At 46.1% G+C, this 16,511-nt stretch carries 21 protein-coding genes and 1 pseudogene; 3 read left to right on the forward strand and 19 right to left on the reverse strand.

Annotated features, from left to right (window positions below; all coding sequences use genetic code 11):
* Positions 1–89: 89 nt before the first annotated feature.
* The 18 genes and pseudogenes from CRO03_RS02740 to CRO03_RS02820 form a co-directional block, all read right to left on the reverse strand.
* The gene (locus CRO03_RS02740; protein ID WP_097110021.1) at positions 90–617 is read right to left on the reverse strand and encodes a hypothetical protein; all 528 of its coding nucleotides are present in this window, start codon (positions 615–617) and stop codon (positions 90–92) included.
* Between the two features lie 236 nt (positions 618–853).
* Entirely contained in the window at positions 854–1,156 is a 303-nt protein-coding gene (locus tag CRO03_RS02745; protein WP_097110022.1) for an XRE family transcriptional regulator, read from the reverse strand.
* Between the two features lie 298 nt (positions 1,157–1,454).
* Positions 1,455–1,563, reverse strand: a pseudogene (locus CRO03_RS18665) (NadS family protein); the annotation flags it as partial.
* A gap of 32 nt (positions 1,564–1,595) precedes the next feature.
* Positions 1,596–2,108: a GNAT family N-acetyltransferase gene (locus CRO03_RS02750; protein WP_097110023.1), complete on the reverse strand. Its 513-nt coding sequence runs from the start codon at positions 2,106–2,108 to the stop codon at positions 1,596–1,598.
* Positions 2,109–2,173: 65 nt separating this feature from the next.
* Positions 2,174–2,347 carry a DUF3012 domain-containing protein gene (locus CRO03_RS02755; protein WP_097110024.1) on the reverse strand — a complete coding sequence of 58 codons (174 nt, stop codon included), beginning with the start codon at positions 2,345–2,347 and terminating at the stop codon, positions 2,174–2,176.
* Between the two features lie 130 nt (positions 2,348–2,477).
* Positions 2,478–2,762, reverse strand: a complete 285-nt coding sequence (gene nadS / locus CRO03_RS02760; RefSeq protein ID WP_097110025.1) for a NadS family protein — start codon at positions 2,760–2,762, stop codon at positions 2,478–2,480.
* A 1-nt stretch (position 2,763) separates the two neighbouring features.
* Entirely contained in the window at positions 2,764–3,099 is a 336-nt protein-coding gene (locus CRO03_RS02765; protein ID WP_097110026.1) for a type II toxin-antitoxin system RelE/ParE family toxin, read from the reverse strand.
* A 167-nt stretch (positions 3,100–3,266) separates the two neighbouring features.
* Positions 3,267–3,416 (reverse strand): type II toxin-antitoxin system RelE family toxin, encoded by a 150-nt coding sequence (locus tag CRO03_RS18675; RefSeq protein ID WP_425426971.1) that lies wholly within the window; start codon positions 3,414–3,416, stop codon positions 3,267–3,269.
* Positions 3,417–3,439: 23 nt separating this feature from the next.
* Entirely contained in the window at positions 3,440–3,700 is a 261-nt protein-coding gene (locus CRO03_RS02775; RefSeq protein ID WP_097110028.1) for a hypothetical protein, read from the reverse strand.
* A 121-nt stretch (positions 3,701–3,821) separates the two neighbouring features.
* Complete coding sequence (locus CRO03_RS02780) at positions 3,822–4,574, reverse strand: esterase/lipase family protein (RefSeq protein WP_097110029.1); 753 nt, start codon at positions 4,572–4,574, stop codon at positions 3,822–3,824.
* 66 nt (positions 4,575–4,640) lie between these two features.
* Entirely contained in the window at positions 4,641–5,915 is a 1,275-nt protein-coding gene (locus CRO03_RS02785; protein WP_097110030.1) for a serine hydrolase domain-containing protein, read from the reverse strand.
* Between the two features lie 2 nt (positions 5,916–5,917).
* Positions 5,918–6,124 carry a helix-turn-helix domain-containing protein gene (locus CRO03_RS02790; RefSeq protein ID WP_097110031.1) on the reverse strand — a complete coding sequence of 69 codons (207 nt, stop codon included), beginning with the start codon at positions 6,122–6,124 and terminating at the stop codon, positions 5,918–5,920.
* Positions 6,124–6,759, reverse strand: a complete 636-nt coding sequence (locus tag CRO03_RS02795) for a DUF2975 domain-containing protein (protein ID WP_097110032.1) — start codon at positions 6,757–6,759, stop codon at positions 6,124–6,126. The genes CRO03_RS02790 and CRO03_RS02795 overlap by 1 nt, the downstream gene beginning before the upstream one ends.
* Positions 6,760–6,986: 227 nt before the next feature.
* Positions 6,987–8,282: an MFS transporter gene (locus CRO03_RS02800; protein ID WP_097110033.1), complete on the reverse strand. Its 1,296-nt coding sequence runs from the start codon at positions 8,280–8,282 to the stop codon at positions 6,987–6,989.
* A 72-nt stretch (positions 8,283–8,354) separates the two neighbouring features.
* Entirely contained in the window at positions 8,355–9,248 is an 894-nt protein-coding gene (locus CRO03_RS02805; protein WP_245861407.1) for a matrixin family metalloprotease, read from the reverse strand.
* Positions 9,249–9,432: 184 nt separating this feature from the next.
* On the reverse strand, positions 9,433–10,356 hold the full coding sequence (locus CRO03_RS02810; protein ID WP_141397719.1) for an Npun_F0296 family exosortase-dependent surface protein: 924 nt from the start codon (positions 10,354–10,356) through the stop codon (positions 9,433–9,435).
* Positions 10,357–10,719: 363 nt separating this feature from the next.
* Positions 10,720–11,931, reverse strand: coding sequence for a M56 family metallopeptidase (locus CRO03_RS02815; RefSeq protein ID WP_097110036.1), 1,212 nt, complete (start codon positions 11,929–11,931; stop codon positions 10,720–10,722).
* The gene (locus tag CRO03_RS02820; RefSeq protein WP_170948922.1) at positions 11,924–12,304 is read right to left on the reverse strand and encodes a BlaI/MecI/CopY family transcriptional regulator; all 381 of its coding nucleotides are present in this window, start codon (positions 12,302–12,304) and stop codon (positions 11,924–11,926) included. Before CRO03_RS02820 ends, CRO03_RS02815 begins: the two co-directional genes overlap by 8 nt.
* A gap of 205 nt (positions 12,305–12,509) precedes the next feature.
* On the opposite strand from CRO03_RS02820, the gene CRO03_RS02825 reads away from it, so the two are divergent.
* The 3 genes from CRO03_RS02825 to CRO03_RS02835 all read left to right on the forward strand — a co-directional run bounded on the left by CRO03_RS02825 (position 12,510) and on the right by CRO03_RS02835 (position 16,139).
* On the forward strand, positions 12,510–13,190 hold the full coding sequence (locus CRO03_RS02825) for a glutathione S-transferase family protein (protein ID WP_170948923.1): 681 nt from the start codon (positions 12,510–12,512) through the stop codon (positions 13,188–13,190).
* A gap of 81 nt (positions 13,191–13,271) precedes the next feature.
* On the forward strand, positions 13,272–13,607 hold the full coding sequence (locus tag CRO03_RS02830) for a YajD family HNH nuclease (protein WP_097110039.1): 336 nt from the start codon (positions 13,272–13,274) through the stop codon (positions 13,605–13,607).
* A gap of 546 nt (positions 13,608–14,153) precedes the next feature.
* Complete coding sequence (locus tag CRO03_RS02835) at positions 14,154–16,139, forward strand: EAL domain-containing protein (protein WP_170948924.1); 1,986 nt, start codon at positions 14,154–14,156, stop codon at positions 16,137–16,139.
* Between the two features lie 94 nt (positions 16,140–16,233).
* Here CRO03_RS02835 and CRO03_RS02840 read toward each other — a convergent pair whose 3' ends face one another.
* Positions 16,234–16,473: a hypothetical protein gene (locus tag CRO03_RS02840; protein WP_097110041.1), complete on the reverse strand. Its 240-nt coding sequence runs from the start codon at positions 16,471–16,473 to the stop codon at positions 16,234–16,236.
* Positions 16,474–16,511: the final 38 nt, after the last annotated feature.

The raw sequence follows: 16,511 nt of genomic DNA on the forward strand, positions 1-16,511 counted from the left end.
ATAATGCGCCCCCAACTGATTAAGCTCTAGCATCTAGCATCTAGCATCTAGCATCTAGCTAATATATTGCCTACTACCTCATAAAAGATCTAAATTTCAGTAATAAAAATACTGGAAGTTACCCCCCACGCTGCATTCTTCAGCTTATCGCTTGTGTTCTTACAATCTGAGTTTTCACTTACCTCATCAGAATAATTGAACATTACATACGTTTGGTTTCCGATGGCGTATGCTACAAATAACTCACACTTGCTATTTTCCGACTCAATCAAGTACTCAACACCAGCAATATTGATATTAGAAAACTCCCCGACAACCTTTTGACTATTTACAACTTGGTGTTCAACCCTTGCATACATTTTTCTATAGAATAGTTCAGCAAAATCTTCAAGTAACGGATAGGGATTTCGAGTATCTTTATGGACAAAGGCTGTAGAAAATATATTTCGGTCCTCCAGGAAAAATTGAACATTCGTTCCTGCACCATCTACTTTTTTAACGTTTTTAGTTGCTGATATTTTTATACCTGAAGTCGGGATTTCGTATAAAACTTCCTTAGAAAAAGCACTAAAAGAAATAACGAATAAAACTAATATCAGTATCAGACAATTTTTCAATTTTCTTTCCTTGGTTGTTTAAGCTTATGGTCAAGCGTTTTTATTTGCCCGAACGACTGGTATGGCGCTAAAAACGTTCAGACAATCTTTTCCCGGCTATATTTGACAAAAAATTTAACCTGGTCAAGGGTTTATTTGCTGCAAAACTAAGGGCGCAATAATGCGCCCCTACTTTGGTTTGATGTACTGGCCAGCTTAATGTACGGCCAGTTGGTGGTAGAACCCAGGGTTGTTGTCTATACCGTAAAACCGTAATGAGTGCCGTCCGGCAGTTCGATATCTAACCGTAGTTTACCGCCAGAGGCTTCTACATAGCGTTTAAGCGATGATAACTTAAGATCGCGGCCCGGTTTCTCCATATCAGATACCGAAGGCTGTTTCACATTAAGTGCTGCAGCAATGTCTTTCTGAGTCAGATTCATACGTTCACGTAATTCTGCCAGGTGAATATTCAGCAATATTTCAGCAGCCTGCTCTTTGGCACTTGCCACTACTTCAGGTTTTTCCTGCGCCAGTATTTGTTCCAGTGTTCTTGCCATAACCGTTACTCCTGCTGCAATGCCTGTAAATGCTTACGAAATTCCTCATCAGCCAGCGCTATCATAGTTTGATAAAAACGATTTCTTTGCCTGCTTACATAAGCTGTCCTTAGCTAATATAGCTTAAAACATATATAGGTTAAAGGCTATATTTTCAATTCAATAACTCTAAATGACAATTAATTGTGAATTAAAAGAAACACAAGAAAAGAAGTCTGTTTTTATCAGCTCGTAGCGATTACGCGAAGAACAAGGACGCAATAATGCGCCCGTACGTTGTTTTGCTGTGGCGGCCAGCTTAATCCGCGGCCAGTTGATGGTAGAACTCGGGGGTTATCCTGGATAGTAGCCAGCACTTTGGCAGACAGGCCGGTTGGGTTGCGGCTTGCGCTCCAAGCTACAATAGTAGCCCAAGCTTTAATTTTGCTTTCAATTAGTATCAGACAGCCTGATGATAATAAATATGATCGGCATAACGCTTACCGGCAATGGTATGGGCATCCGGTATTATTGCTGCCAGACTAAAACCTGCTTTTTCCAATACCCGCTCTGAACCAACATTGCCCTCAGTGACCACTGCTTTAAATTTAACAATGTCCTGGGTTGCTTTCGCCCAGTCTACTAGCGCCGTTAGCGATTCAGTGCCAAAACCCCTGCCATAAAACTGCGGCAACAGCAGATAGCCCACTTCTGCTTCGCCACTGGTTAAACACAAGCCGGTGACGCCTATCGCTTGCCCTGTTTCACGCAAAATAATGGTAAGACACAGCCAATGTTCAGCGGCGTTATGCCAGGGCGTTAACCGATGCTGAAACTTTTGTTGCAGCTCAGCTTCAGTCGGCGGATCAAAACACAAAGCAATTACATCAGCCTCAGTGTGCAAAGCTTGAAACAACGGCCAGTCGGCTGCGGTGAGTGGAACCATAGTTAAATAAGAAGTTGTTATCTTCATTTCAGGCTACTTAATATTTTTCAGTGCTGTGCGCTATGCCGGCACTATGCCAGCATTAACATGCCCTATTCGTCTGAGCGAAAAATGCAGTGTTTGGCAAAGTCTTTCGCTTCGTTGGCGCTCCAGTCGCCTTTGGGTTTGTTTTCTAACTGCTCACACCATTTTTTCGAGCCTACTTCTGGGGCACAACCTGTCAGTAGTAAAGCTGTTGCCAGTAAGATTAACGCTGCTAATTTCATTATTTTACCTTTTCACGCTTAAATTGCCGATTACATTTGCCGAAAAGCCAAGCTTGGTCAAGGCTTTATTTGCTGCAAAAACAAAGGGCGCAATAATGCGCCCGTAAGATGGTTTGGTGTACCAGCCAGCTTAATGCGCGGCCAGTTGATGGTAGAACTCGGGGTTATCCTGAATAGTAGCCAGCACTTTGGCGGCCAGGCCAGTTGGGTTGCGGCGTTTGCTTTCCCAGCTTTTAATAGTATCAACACTGGTGCCCAGTGCCTGGGCTAATTGCGCCTGAGTGATGGCTAAGCTTTCGCGCAGGGTTTTAACATCAGCCACTTCATAGCGGGTTATCCGGCTTGCTTGTTTTCGGCCTTGCTTAATATCCACCGCTTCGGCCAGAGAATTCTTTAAATCATTAAAGATACTCATACTACACCTCGCCTTTAAGTAACTTGGTTAACTGTTTTAAATCGGCTTTTTCAGCTGCAGTCAGGCTGTCTTTTTCGTTTTTGGCATAGGCCAGCAACAAATAGATAATTTCTGCCGTTGCCAGAAAATAGATGACTCTGGCGCTACCACTTTTCCCTTGGCCGTCAGTTGCCATGCGCACCTTGCGTAGCCCTCCAGTGCCTGAGATTAGATCGCCCTTCATCGGCTGAGCAATAAGATCTTGTTGCAGTATCCTAAGTTCGTCATCAGTAGCAATTTGCTTGATCTGCTTGGTAAACACCGATGTTTCGATAAACTCGATGGCATGCCATGTCAAAACTTACCTCCTTGTAAGCCACTGCAGATGTACATAGTACACCTTTAGGGTTGATTGTCCAGATAAATACTAGTGGCCAGAAAACTGAGGGCGCAATGATGCTGCCCTATTGTGGTGAAACCTGATGAGAATTGGTAATAGCTGATACTAACAGTCTAGAAAATGCCTTAGTACTTTTTATACACCTCGCCTCTTGGTTTAGCATCGAGGATGAGGACTTCTAATTCTGTATCGTTTATTCGGTAAACAATCCGGTGATGACCAACACGGTATCTGTATGTATCAACATAACCGGTTAATAAAATAGCACCATGCAATTTTGGATTCTCCGCGATTTGTTCTAAAGCGGAAATGACCCGGTCACGAAATCTTGCAGACTTTGAGAACCACTTAAATCTTTACTTCGCTCGTCAACAAAGCTGACATCAGTGTTATTGTCTAATTGATCAAGAAACCATTCGTATTGCTCCGCGGTAAGAATAGCGCCTAAGGTTTTTCCATTCTTGGTAAGAACCAGTTCGCTTTTCTGAGAGCCCAGAGCATCAACAAAGCTCTTAATAGCTTCTAAGTCAGTGATTTCTGTTTCGTTATAATTTTCCATTCTTTACTCCACTAAATTGGAATGAGGTAGATACTGCCAAAATAAAAACCAAATATCAAACATTAATTAAACAATAAATTCACACCCTGAGAGTTTCCTCCGGCAAAACTTGTTGAATGCGTTAAATCGTTTCAGCTTCCAGACTTTTTTGCGCCGGGCAATCAAACTGCCGGGCATTATCGCCGCTAAATTTACCTGCTTTTAAAAAGTGCAGTGCCTGCTTAATTACCGTTTGCCGTTTCATCAGAAACGGGTGCGATACCGCTACCGTAACCAGGGCACACATGCCTTGTACTTTAGTGTTCTCAACCGACACCTTGCCGTCATCAGGGTTAGGCAAAAAGTTGGACAATAAAAGATTGATAGAGCTGGTGCCGGCGATAATACCCAGTTCAAAGTTTACCGGCCCCAGCTGCTTTGGTACGTCCTGCTTGCCGGTACCCAGCTGCATACCGGCCGGGCCGTTAAAGGCTTCAAAACCCGGCACATCTTTTAAATTGTCTACCACCTGGCTACCCTGGTTTGGCGGCCCCATCATTACTACCCTGCCTAAGCCGGCTATAACATTGTCCTGCAGATACTGGCGCAACAAAATGCCGCCCATCGAATGGGTAACAAAGTGAATAACATCAGTCTGCTTTTCCCGGCACTGCACCAACGCCGGAGGAATAACCATAGGCGCTAACACCTCGATAGCGTGCTCTCGTGAGGGGTAATCGACATTGACAGTATGGTAACCAGCGTCATCAAGCGCCTGCTGCATAGTTTCCATTGCAGCGGCGGTGCGGGCCAAACCATGCAACAGCACAACGCAGTCTTTAGCCACACTGTTAAACGATAGAAGCAGCAAAACGGCTGACAGGGTTATTCGCATAGCATTCCTTAAGTTGCATGAAGCTGAGCAAGATACGATACAGGAAATCTTTATCACAAACAGTATTCAGTCTGACCGCACCATAGTAAAGGCTTGCTCGCCAAAGCTCAGTGTCGCGTTGGCGTTGCTCTCCGTGCTGGTAAACGAAATAGTGACCGGTACATCGGCTAACTCAAACGTTTTATCGTCTATAGCATACAAGGGCGTTTTTCTAACCATGTCACCTGCAGCAGTGAGTTCCTGATATACCAGACGGCCATCGGCAAGGCTTATTTCAATATGGTTACTATCATTATCCTCCAGTAGTCGGTAATTGCCGGTAAAAGCGGCCAATGCCTCGCTGCTTAGCTGCTGGCGGGGACGATGTGCAAAGTCTGGCAAGTCTATCCGGGGGTCGATAAGGTGCAGCGCAATATCCTGCAGTGCGTCATCTGAGGAAGAATTACTCAGTAAAACCACACCGACTCCATTGTCCGGCCGAAACGCAATAAATGCCTGATGCCCGTTACCGTCTCCGCCATGATAAAAAGCGGCAAAATTTTTATCCTTAAAAAGCTTCCAGCCCAAATGCTCTGGCTGACTCATCTCATTTTTTAACAAGCGGGTTAAGTCTTTTGCTGTTGAGTACAGACCGCCAGCGCCATAGGCAATGTCGGGCACAACAATCGATGACTCAACTGCAGTGGTAGTTTGATGGCGAGCCGCAAGTGCGGCTTTATCCGGCTCGTAAGCTGTGCCGGGTAATTTCAGGGCAGTGATTACTTGTTTATTCAGCTCATCCTGCAAACTAGAGCCACTGACTTCTGCCAGTGATATCCCCAGAATAGCCATGCCCACACTGGAATATGAATAGTCGGCCGGTAAACTGGCATTGCGTGACAGAGTGTTCAGCAAGCTATCTGCATTGTTTTCAGCAAGGGTAGCTTGCGGTATATCTCGTGGCAGAGCGGCCGTGTGACTCGCTAAATAAACAAGCCGTGTCTCTGCATTATCACGCACTGTTGGCCAAATCTCAGAAACTACCGTCTGTTGCGTAACAACCCCTTTTCTCTCCAAAGCCTCAAACAGTTCTACCGTGAAAAGTTTGGTTAGTGAGCCAATAGCAAACTGTGAATTTTCTGAAAGAGTCACCTGGCCGCCCGCCTGCGCCACACCATAGTGGTAAAAATAAGTGCCTTGGGGGTTTAGTAAAGCAATAACCACGCCCGGACGATGCTGGTTATCTACCGCAGCACGCACGCTTTGTTTTACCTCAGACGGAATATCGTCGAGCTTAGCAACATCGTAGTTCTGGCATGCAGTGAGTAACCCGCACACCACCATTAGGGCAAGCCATTTCATGATTAATCCTCCTTATATTCCAGTATGTCACCGGGCTGACAGTCTAAAACCTTACATAACTTAGCCAGGGTATTGAAGCGAATGCCGCGGACATGACTGTTTTTTAACAGCGACAGGTTGGTCTGCGATATGTCAACGGCGTCGGCCAGATCTTTCATTTTCATCTTGCGACGAGCCATCATTACATCGAGGTTTACAATAATCGGCATCAGATAATCTCGTCGTTTTCGGTTTGTAATGACAATCCCAAGGCAAATGCCCTTGCGATAGCTAACAGAAATATGCCAGCGACAATCAGGCCCCAATGCAGAGTTGGAATTATAAAAAATGCCTCAGCAGCAGGCGGAGATACTTTTATATGGGTACCATAATAATCAGCAATATCCGCAGCGTCAGGGATAAACAGGTAAAAGCGGGCTGGCACTTCCAGGTAAAGCACTATCGCAAGCGCGATAAATGAATACCCTACTTTCTTTAACAGCGCAGGCGTTGACGCCTGAAACGGCCGCTCTGAGCGTAAGCCGGCAAAAAATCCACGTAAACCGTACAAGGCGTAACTTATTAAACCGCCAACCAGCAAAATTGTTACAGCGCGGCTAATTGCAAGACCAACCCCTGAGGTTTGCATCGTCAACATGCCCTGGTTTTTCACAATCCACCATTCGTTTGCAGTAAGTTCTGCTTCGTTTGGCCCAGCAGAATTAGCTAGTTCAATCTGCCATTGGCTAAGTAAGTGCTCATCAAAAAATGGTAGGGCCAAAGCAATAATGGCCGTAATTAGCGTCAGTATCAGGGTGATCGCCAGGGATAAATGGGTCAATCGGTATAAAGTATTGGCAGTCATAATCAGCTCACAGGTTGTATCCTGCCTGAAAAATAGCCGTTAAATTTATAAATTACAATATTTATTTTATGTTTAACGTAATTTTTATTCTGCTTTATTAAATTAAGGACTGCAAAAAAGTTAGGCTGAGAAATTAACAAAGCCTGGTCTTTGGCAACCGAATTTGTGTTATCGAATATGTTGCTTAGGCTTTATCTGCACCAGGCACTCAAACTGCTGGGTACAAGCTAGCTCCGGCAACTAGGTTTGGCAGGTGCCAGCGCCTGCTTCTGGCTCATTTTGTTGACTAACAACCACGCACAGAGGGTACCCAACAACATAATCAGTGCCATCAATAAGAAATAGCCGGCAAAGCCGTTGTCCGGATTATCTAACATGCGTCCGGTTAGCGGCGCGAAAAACACATCCGGGGTAAACCCCAGCAACGAAATAACACCCACCGCTGTGCCTGTAGCACCCAGCCGCATCCGGCTTTCATCAATTAAGGCAAAATACACTGCCCGCAGGGCAAATACGCCAACAAAAGTTAGCACTAACATCATTGTTAGCAGCATAACTGCCGGATACAGCTCAGTCAGTGCCGCTATACTGGCAAAACTGAGGGCCAGCGCACTAAACAGCCCTAATGTCAGACGACTGGCCCGGATCCGGTCTGCCAGTAGGCCCGCCGCCACTGCCACAACCGGCCGCAGATAGCTGGCCGCCGTGGTAAACTGAGCGGCCTCCAGCTGTGACCAGTTAAAGGTTTTCACCACAAACAGGCCATAATTATCCAACGATTTATAGCCGCAATATGCACAAATCACCACGCCGGCCTGTAACCATAGCAATGGGTTTGTCAGGGTTTCGCCCAGCATCGCAGACGTTGGTACTTGTTGCCCTGCCTCAGGTTGCGCTCTGATACTGCTGATAAAAAACCAGGCCAGGCCGGCGGTTATCACGGTTAGCACGCTGTAATAAATTATCAGGCTGCGAAGTGACGCCAGCGCCTCGGTCGCACTGGCAAAGTTACCGTCCGCCATTATTGTATACCGCCCCAACAGCAGCACTGCGCCACTGGCAAACACACTGGCAACCAGGCCCCGGCCGCCGTCAAGCACACCAAACGCCAGGCCCTGCCGGGCAGCAGGCGCAGCAATGCGCGTCGCTTTTATCATCGCCGCCCAAAACAGTAAAATGGTGGTGCAACCCCAGTAGCCAAACAGCAGTGCCAAACCGGTAACAGCGGGCCCGGTCCACATATAAGCGCCACCCAGCGCGGTTGCCAGCAAGGACATACTCATTAAGCGGTTGGGTGCCACCTTATCGGCAATAATGCCGCCAGGAAAATAACAGAGCATGGCCACCACACCGTAAACGGCAAAAATATCGCCCAGCTGAGCATTGCTTAAATCAAAGGCCTGTAAAAAGGTCGGGCGAAAAAAACGCGCCAGATGAAAGGGCAACGCAAAAATCAGCTCACCGGCCAATATAATAATAACCACGTGCCATATTACTGAACTGGCTGCACGCTGACGTGGCATAGCATCCCTCTGGATTGCAATGAAAACAGCTTCAGCATCAAGCCATCACCTTAAGCTGTCAAGTGTCCGTGCTTAAAACCCGCATTGCTGCTTCAGGGCTGCAACATCTTCTGCTTTCGGGCCTGTTTGCTGCGGGTTCAGCGCGTAATGCATTATTGCGGTGTCGTTATCAGTGTGGCCGAGCCCCAGAGCGTGACCAAATTCGTGGCCCATGGTCAGTTGCAAGGCATTTGTGGTGCTGTAAGCGAAAATAGTCATGTTGCGCCGACCGTTGATAATTTCCATTAAACCGACTTCAGCGGCCAATGGTGGCGGCTGATCTGACAATAGTGCATTACGATCCGCCACGGTGGCATTAAGATAGTCTTGTTCGCGCTGCAATTGTGCCTGTTGTTCATTTAAACGCTGTGCCTGCTGTTGCAATTGCTGCTCGCGCTGCTGAAGCCGTCGCTGTTGCTGTTGCAGCGCTGCCAGATTAGCCTGGCTGGCGTTGGCAGCTTGCTGGTTAAATGTAGCGATATCGGCGGCAAACTGCTGGTTTTGCTGGGTAAACTCACGCTGGCGCTGCTGTAGTTGTTGGCTTTGCTGGCTCAGTGTTGCCGCACGTTGATCGATATTGCTGTCGTAGCGCTGGATGTTGCGCTCAAGCATAGCCTGCTGCAGCATCTGTTGCTGCCGCTCGTCATAATGAAAATTGATCGGGAAACCTGCTACGCTGTCATAGCGGAACAGCTCCTGCCCTATAGCCCTGTTCCATGAGCTCGCCGCATTATGAGCGGCCTGTTCGGCTTGCTCAGCTGTCAGCGCAAAGGCAGGGTCAAGCTGGCCAACGCGCCAGAGCACCGGGGTTTGGCACAATTGCTGGCGCATGGCTTTTTCTGCCATTTGTTTCAGCACATGCGGCTGTGGCCGCTCTGCGCTAAACCAGACTGACAACAGCAAATAACTACCCAGTAACAGCAACATAAGAAATATCAGTCTGGCGAGCATGTTTACCTTCTGTCAGATGCAATCTGACGCCGCAGTGTTAATACAACACCTAATATCTTATCGGAAATATAATGAAATTCATAAAAAAACCTGCGACATGACTGCCACAGGTTTTCAGGGGTATTTTTACTGTTGGTTCAACCGATTGCGGCTTGCTATCTTACACTGACACTTTAGATTTACGGCAAAATCTGATACCGAGCAAACCTAAGCCGAGAATACCCAGAGTACCAGGACCTGGCACATTCACTGCAGAGCTGAAACCCACCACAATATTATCAACTTCAAACGCTCTGGTAGTAGTGTTTATCATTCGAAATGCGGTGAATTGTTCAGTTGCATCGAAAAAGATATTCACATAGCGGTTTGAGCCATCTCTGTCACCTGATACCAGTTGTAATTCATCGAGAATAGTTGTTCCGGTTAACGTGCTATAGGTTTCTCCATTCAGAGTGAAGTCAATGGCAACAAACTCATCGCTGTCATTAATATTGCCGAACTGCAATGAATTATAAGTGTCGATACTGCCAAAATACAGGCCGAGGTAACCGATATATGTTCCGAGGCTTTGCGAAGCAATAAAGTTGGTATAGTCAATCAGTGCATCGGCATTTGCCGGCGTTACACCATAGTGTGGCGCGTAAGCAAAGCAGGTTGAATTTGCATTGTCATGAGCAGCCTGCGCGGTATTGCCCTGCTGCACCCCAAAGCCACCGGCACCACTGATATCGAGGGCTCCACCAGAATTAATACCGCAACCGGCATTCCTGATTTCCAGCCAGCTTATTCCGCTATCATCATAGATCCCGGCCGGTAGAAACGGATTTTGTGTTGCCTGATCAAAGGTTTCAACAAACCATTGTGAAGACGGGTCAATGATATTGGTAACAACATTGCCCGATGATGAACCATCCGGATTGATCCAGGCCGAGTCTGGCACTTCTGCCGACGTTTGCTGAGAGCCATCAGTGGGAGTCTGCCCGCCAAACGTAATTAGTGCAGCATGACTCTGCCATGCCATAGCCAACGACAACGCAGCAATCAGTGCTTTGATATTGCATCTGTTGATTAACATTTTCATCATTATTCTCCAGGGACATCATTCCATTTGAAAATCATCCTGAAAATGCATAATACTTGCCAACTCAATAATTGAATGATTAAGAAAGAGAAAAGATAGAAGTTTGGCTTTCTTGCAACAACTGCTGTTAAAATTCCTGACAGAATAGATGGAAACAAAAATATAAAATAAAATATTTTAATTTACATAAGGGTAAATCGATTATTATACGAAAAGTAAAACCAAAGCCCGGCAGTTACGTAAATGATTTAAACATCACAATTGGCTTTGGGTGAGTATGCTGCTATTTAAATGCAATAAAGCAGCGCCATTATCTGGCACTGCAGGTATAAGCGCTGCTTTATCACATTTACAGTGTGCTCATTATCAGCCCATCCCATCGGCTTTTTTTGGTGGCGGCGGTGTTACGCTAATCCGCTCCAGATCCGGCTTTGCGACATCCAGCTCAAAATCGAGCTGTAGTAACTGGTCTTTATGCACCCTTCCGGTCGCCGTGTACTGCCATTGTTCCAGTGCACGCAGTGCCTCTTTATCAAATACCCGCTCAGGACTGGATTTCACTACACTGGCGTTGAACACTTTGCCTTGTGCATCGACATCAAATTTAAGCCGCACATATCCTGCAATACCCTGCTCAGCAGCCTTAATTGGGTAGCGTGGTTCTATGCGCATAACAGGCGCTAACGTCTGGGTTTTATTACTACCGGCCAGAACCGGCTGCTGTATCAACAAAGTTGCTGCAACCACCAGCGCCATAGTGCTGAGTACGATGGCTTTGCTAAACCCTTGCTGATGTTGCAACTGCATAATACGTTGTTTCATAGTGTTAAAATCTCCATAGTGATGAGTAAGCGGCCACCAGTACAATGGCGCTTGCTGGGTATTGCTTAGTAAGGCATAACCATAAGCAATTTTTTCTGCCTTGCTGGCATGATTAGTTACTACCGCATCGCAGGCCAGTTCCTGCGCCTGACGGTACTGCTGATAAGCCAGCCATACCAGTGGGTTGAACCAGAAGACGCTGAGCACGGCAAGTGCCAGGTAGTTAAGATGTAGGTCTCCCCTGCGCCAATGCGTTAACTCATGCTGCAAAATAAGCTGTTGCTGCAACGCATCAAAACGGCGGAAGAAATCATGGGGTAATACAATGTTGGCTGAGATAACGCCAGTGATATAAGGTCCGCTATTATTTTTGGCAAGCCGGCAGCGGACAGGAACAAAGGCCTGTTGGACCGGCTTAGCCCGGTTAAACAGTGCCCGATTGTTAAGATAACTAAGCAGCAGAAAACTCACACACAGCATAACACCGGATAACCACAGCCAAAATAGCCAGTTGACAGCTGTTGCCGTCGTCGATAGCTGTTGTAAGCTAACCTGATACCGCTGAAGCACTTGGGGCGCCAGCATAACCGGCAACAGCGGTGATAAGACACTTAGCAGCAATAAAATGGGTACCGCAGCCCACAACGCATAAATAGTGCGGGCGCCGAGTGGCTTAAGCAGCAGATGCTGCGCTACCAGTAATAACAGCAGCAATAGCGATAACGGTAAGCTAAGCTGCAACAGATAATCAGTCATGGCGCTGCTCCTGCTCCCAGTCGGCAATCAATTGCTTTAACTGCTGCACGTCATCGGCATTAAGCTTGTTCTGGCTGGCAAAGCCTGCAACCAATGGCGCGACCCGTCCGGCAAATAAACGCTCAACAAAAGTGCGGCTCTGTTGCAGTTGATAATCCTGTTCGGTAATCAACGGAAAATACAAATATGCCCGGCCATCTTTATCAAAGCCTAATGCGCCTTTGCTTACCAGCCGGTTAAGCAGAGTTTTAACGGTTTTCTCATGCCAGTCTTTTTCATTGCCAAGTGCAGCTACCACCTCGTTAGCGCTTCGTGGCTGCTGTTGCCAAAGTACCTGCATTACACTGAGCTCAGCATTGCTTATTTCTATCATTATTCGCCCCATGAATTACACTTGTAATACATTTACTATTACAGATGTAATCAACCGCTGCAAGTTTTTTATCTGACATTTTCAGATTGAGGCTCGGTAACCTGTGCTAAGTCACCGTCTGCAGTTACTGAAACTCAAACTATCTGATGCTTGAAGCCAGGTTCCAACCAGCGTAATCTTTAACCACTTAGCCGTGGAGGTGCCTGTGTATCAACTGTTTATTGCCAACAAAAATTACTCGTCCTGGTCGCTTCGGCCCTGGTTATTGATGCAACAGCTGAGTATTCCGTTCGACGAAAAATTGCAGCAATTCCAGGTCGACAACTATGATAATTTCCGCCAGTTCTCGCCAACAGCAAAAGTGCCATGCCTGCATGATGGCGATACCGTGGTGTGGGAATCGTTGGGAATTGTCGAATATCTGGCCGAGCGGCATGTCGGGGTCTGGCCGGCAGATGCTGCCGCCCGCAATTATGCCCGTTGTGCCGCCAGTGAAATGCATGCTGGTTTCAGTACCCTGCGCAATGTTTGCACCATGAATTGTGGCGCCAGAGTGCAGTTACATAACCCGCCCACTGAGCTGGCAACAGACCTGACGCGGCTGGACGAATTGTGGCGCCAGGGGCTGAACCAGTTTGGCGGTCCTTTTCTTACAGGTACCTCTTTTACTGCTGTTGATGCGTTTTTTGCCCCGGTGGCATTTCGGGTGCAAAGTTATGATCTTAAGCTAAGCGAAAATGGCATGGCGTATGTCAAGCACCTGCTGGCGCTGCCGGCAATGCAGGCCTGGTATCAGGCAGCATTATTAGAAAGTTGGCGCGAACCGGGCCATGAGGCCGAAATGGGTTTATATGGCAGTATAATTAAGGATTACCGGCATAATTGATGCTGAAAACCAGTGTCGCCAGATGGTAGCTGAGGTATGCTTGGTGTCAGGAAATAGTGAAACCAGAAAGAGCAGACATTTATGAGTAAAAACAGTAGCGGCGCCCAGGCTTACCAACAACAAGAACAAGGCTATCGTGATAAAGCATTAAAAATGTACCCCTGGGTATGTGGTCGCTGTGCCCGCGAGTTTGTCCACTCAAACCTGCGCGAGCTGACCGTGCATCACATTGATCATAATCATAGCAACAACCCGGCGGACGGCAGTAACTGGGAGTTACTCTGTATATATTGTCATGACAACGAACACAATAAATTCCACGAATACGTGATGTACGGCGGTACCACTGAACAAAAAGTGGCTGCGGCTACCCATAACCCGTTTGCTGATTTAAAAGCCATGTTAAATAAAAAATAGTCTTCACCACCCCTGGTTAAAGGTGTTGCATTTTAATTTTCTTTTCAGATGTTCTGATAACAAATGAGAAAGCATAAATAACTGTAATTCATACAATTAGAATTCCATATTTGAAAAATATCTGCACCTCGCACATTGCCACACCCGTTTTCATTCGTTAACATAGCGGGAACAAACAAGGAATTGGTTAACAATTACCCCAGTGAGTGCTCTGCAGGATGCAGCCTTTCTTTTTTTATCACGGATAAAAATATGTTAAGCCGTATTAAGCAGTTAGTGATGTTAACTGAAGCTGATTTAAATTCAGCATCTGTCTATCTCCTCCAGCAAAGCGTATTACGAATAATTCTGATATCTGGTTTGTTACTTGTATTAACAATTGTCATACATAGCTCCTGGCAAGCTTATCAGATAAGGGCCTGGTACATCATCGCCATTACTTCAGGCTTTTACCTCGTGTTGTTATTTGCCCTCTATTTTTCAAAAAAGTCACTGCGACTAAGCAAAATTATATTGTTGCTTACGGTGTTTGGCGCAGGCTTATGTATGCTGCTGTTTATCGATGACTTTGAACTGTCAAAACTTGGGGTTATTTTTGTCTATACGGCACCGGTAATAGCCATGTTGTTATTTTCGCGTACGCTGACGATGCTCGTCATGTTGTTTAATATTATTCCATTCTCGTATCTGCTGTTTGGTGTCGGGCCAATCAATTTATTTAATATATCTATAACCTTGCCAGCCACCCCGGCTTATTTGCACAGCTTGTTATTTTTATTTTTTAATCTCTGTATCCCCCTTGCGGTTATGCGGGTGATAAGTACGTTAAAGCGTAATGCTGTAGCGTTAAAACAGCAAAATGACATTATTAGTCAAAGTAATAATTTATATGAAGACATTTTTGATCATCAGGCCAAGGCTACCTTGCTGGTTAGCAGTCAGGGTGCAATTTTAAAAGCCAATACCAAAGCTAAAAGTCTGCTAAGAATTGATGATTCATCTGGTTACAATATTAAAGATTTATTGAAAGTAAGTGGCAATGCACAACCCTGCTTCTGGCTTGGCCATGAAGCAGAATGTACCTTACAGACGAACCCTCCTATTCATATATTGTTAAATCATCTGTGTCGAACTCAACAGCATCATATAGTTCAACTGGACAACATAACCCCGCTGAAAGAACTCCATCGAAAACTCACGTCCAACGATCAAAAACAAAATTTATGGCGAAATTACGATACGCTGACGGCACTTCCGGAACAAAATTTTTTTCTGCAGCTGGTAAAACAATATGGTGAATGTAAAGCAGGCAGCCTTATGGTTATTGTCCGATTGGCCAATATTAAGGCTTTTAACCATGCCCATAGTTACCAGGCGGGTGATGAGCTGTTAGCAGTATTTGCCCGTGATTTCCAACTCGCCTTTATTGAAAACACTCTGACTGCCAGATTGCGTGGGGTTAAGTTTATACTGTGGCGGCCCATGCCAGAGCAAAGCACATCTTTCAGTGATGAAGTGCTCAACATTCAACGTTTACTACCAAAACAGTTAAGCCTTAGCACTGGCATCCTGCAGCCGATGTATGAAATGGGGGTAAGTATCTCGAATCACACTTTGGCAACACCAGAGCTGATGCTGGAGCAATGTGAAGCCGCACTGGAATCAGCCGATGCTTATACCAGGCCTGTATCTTATTATCAGGCCGACATTCTGGAGCAGCGCAATCAGCAATTAAAACTGCTGGCCGCGTTTAAAAAGGCACTGCAGTTAGATACGCCAACTTTGTGGTTACAACCTAAAGTTAAGCCCGATGGCAGTATTATCAGCTTTGAGGCCTTACTGCGCTGGCAAGATGATGATGGCAACTTTATTGCTCCTGACAATTTGGTAGCGTTGGCTGAGCAATATGGCTTTATTGTACAACTATCACTTTGCGTATTAGCGAAGGCGGTGACAATTATTAAGCAGTTTCAGCAGCAGCGCTTTGCCTACCCTATCGCTATTAATCTGACCGGCTCTGACTTGCTTTGTGATGAGTTTTACAACACGCTGATAGATATTGCCACACACCAGCCTCAATTGCTGAGCATGCTCAGCCTGGAGCTCACCGAGAATAGTGTTGTCCGCCATCAGCAGCCATTATTTAACAAGCTATTAGTTCTGACTCGGTTAGGTTACGACATTGCCCTGGATGATTTTGGTACCGGCCAGGCATCACTGAGCACCTTAAGCCAACTACCCGTAAGCACAATTAAACTCGACAGAACCTTTTTGCAAAACATTCCTGCAGATCAACGTCAGACCCAGCTTATTCAGTCAGTAATGCAAATGGCCAAAACCTTAAAGCTAGCAGTTATTATTGAAGGTGTGGAAACGGATATCCAACGTCGTTTCTTGCAGTCTCTGGGGGCGCAAATGATGCAGGGATATTACTTCTCCAGACCATTACCGGTCGATCATTGGTTACGTCAACTTGGCAGCTCTACCGCCGAAAGCTCTTTCGCCAAAACCCAATACGTTGCAGCCGAATAATTTTTACAACTGGGCTATCGCGATAAGTAGCAGCCAATGCCCTTTCCTTGTGTTGATTTGCTGGATACTGCGTTAAAACAGCTGCCGTTGAAGTTTAATGACGTAAGGCGATATTGGGTGCAATATCAATCTGCCCCTCTTGATCAATGGCGGCAAACCGATCACCGGCTCGTAAAACGGCCAAATTACCTGCAGTACCGTGACGAATGAAAGCCAGTTCATAGCCAAAACGCTGCAGTTCGGCCGCAGAAAATTTTTGTGCCAGATTAAGTTCATCCCAGAACGGTTGTATTTCCCTAGTCGACTGGCGCCTTTCAATAAGAGCAGTTTGCATTAGGTACGCACCTTTGTGATATGACGAACACGATGTCT

Origin of the sequence: Arsukibacterium tuosuense, assembly GCF_900215315.1 — a bacterium.
Lineage (GTDB): Bacteria > Pseudomonadota > Gammaproteobacteria > Enterobacterales > Alteromonadaceae > Alishewanella > Alishewanella tuosuense.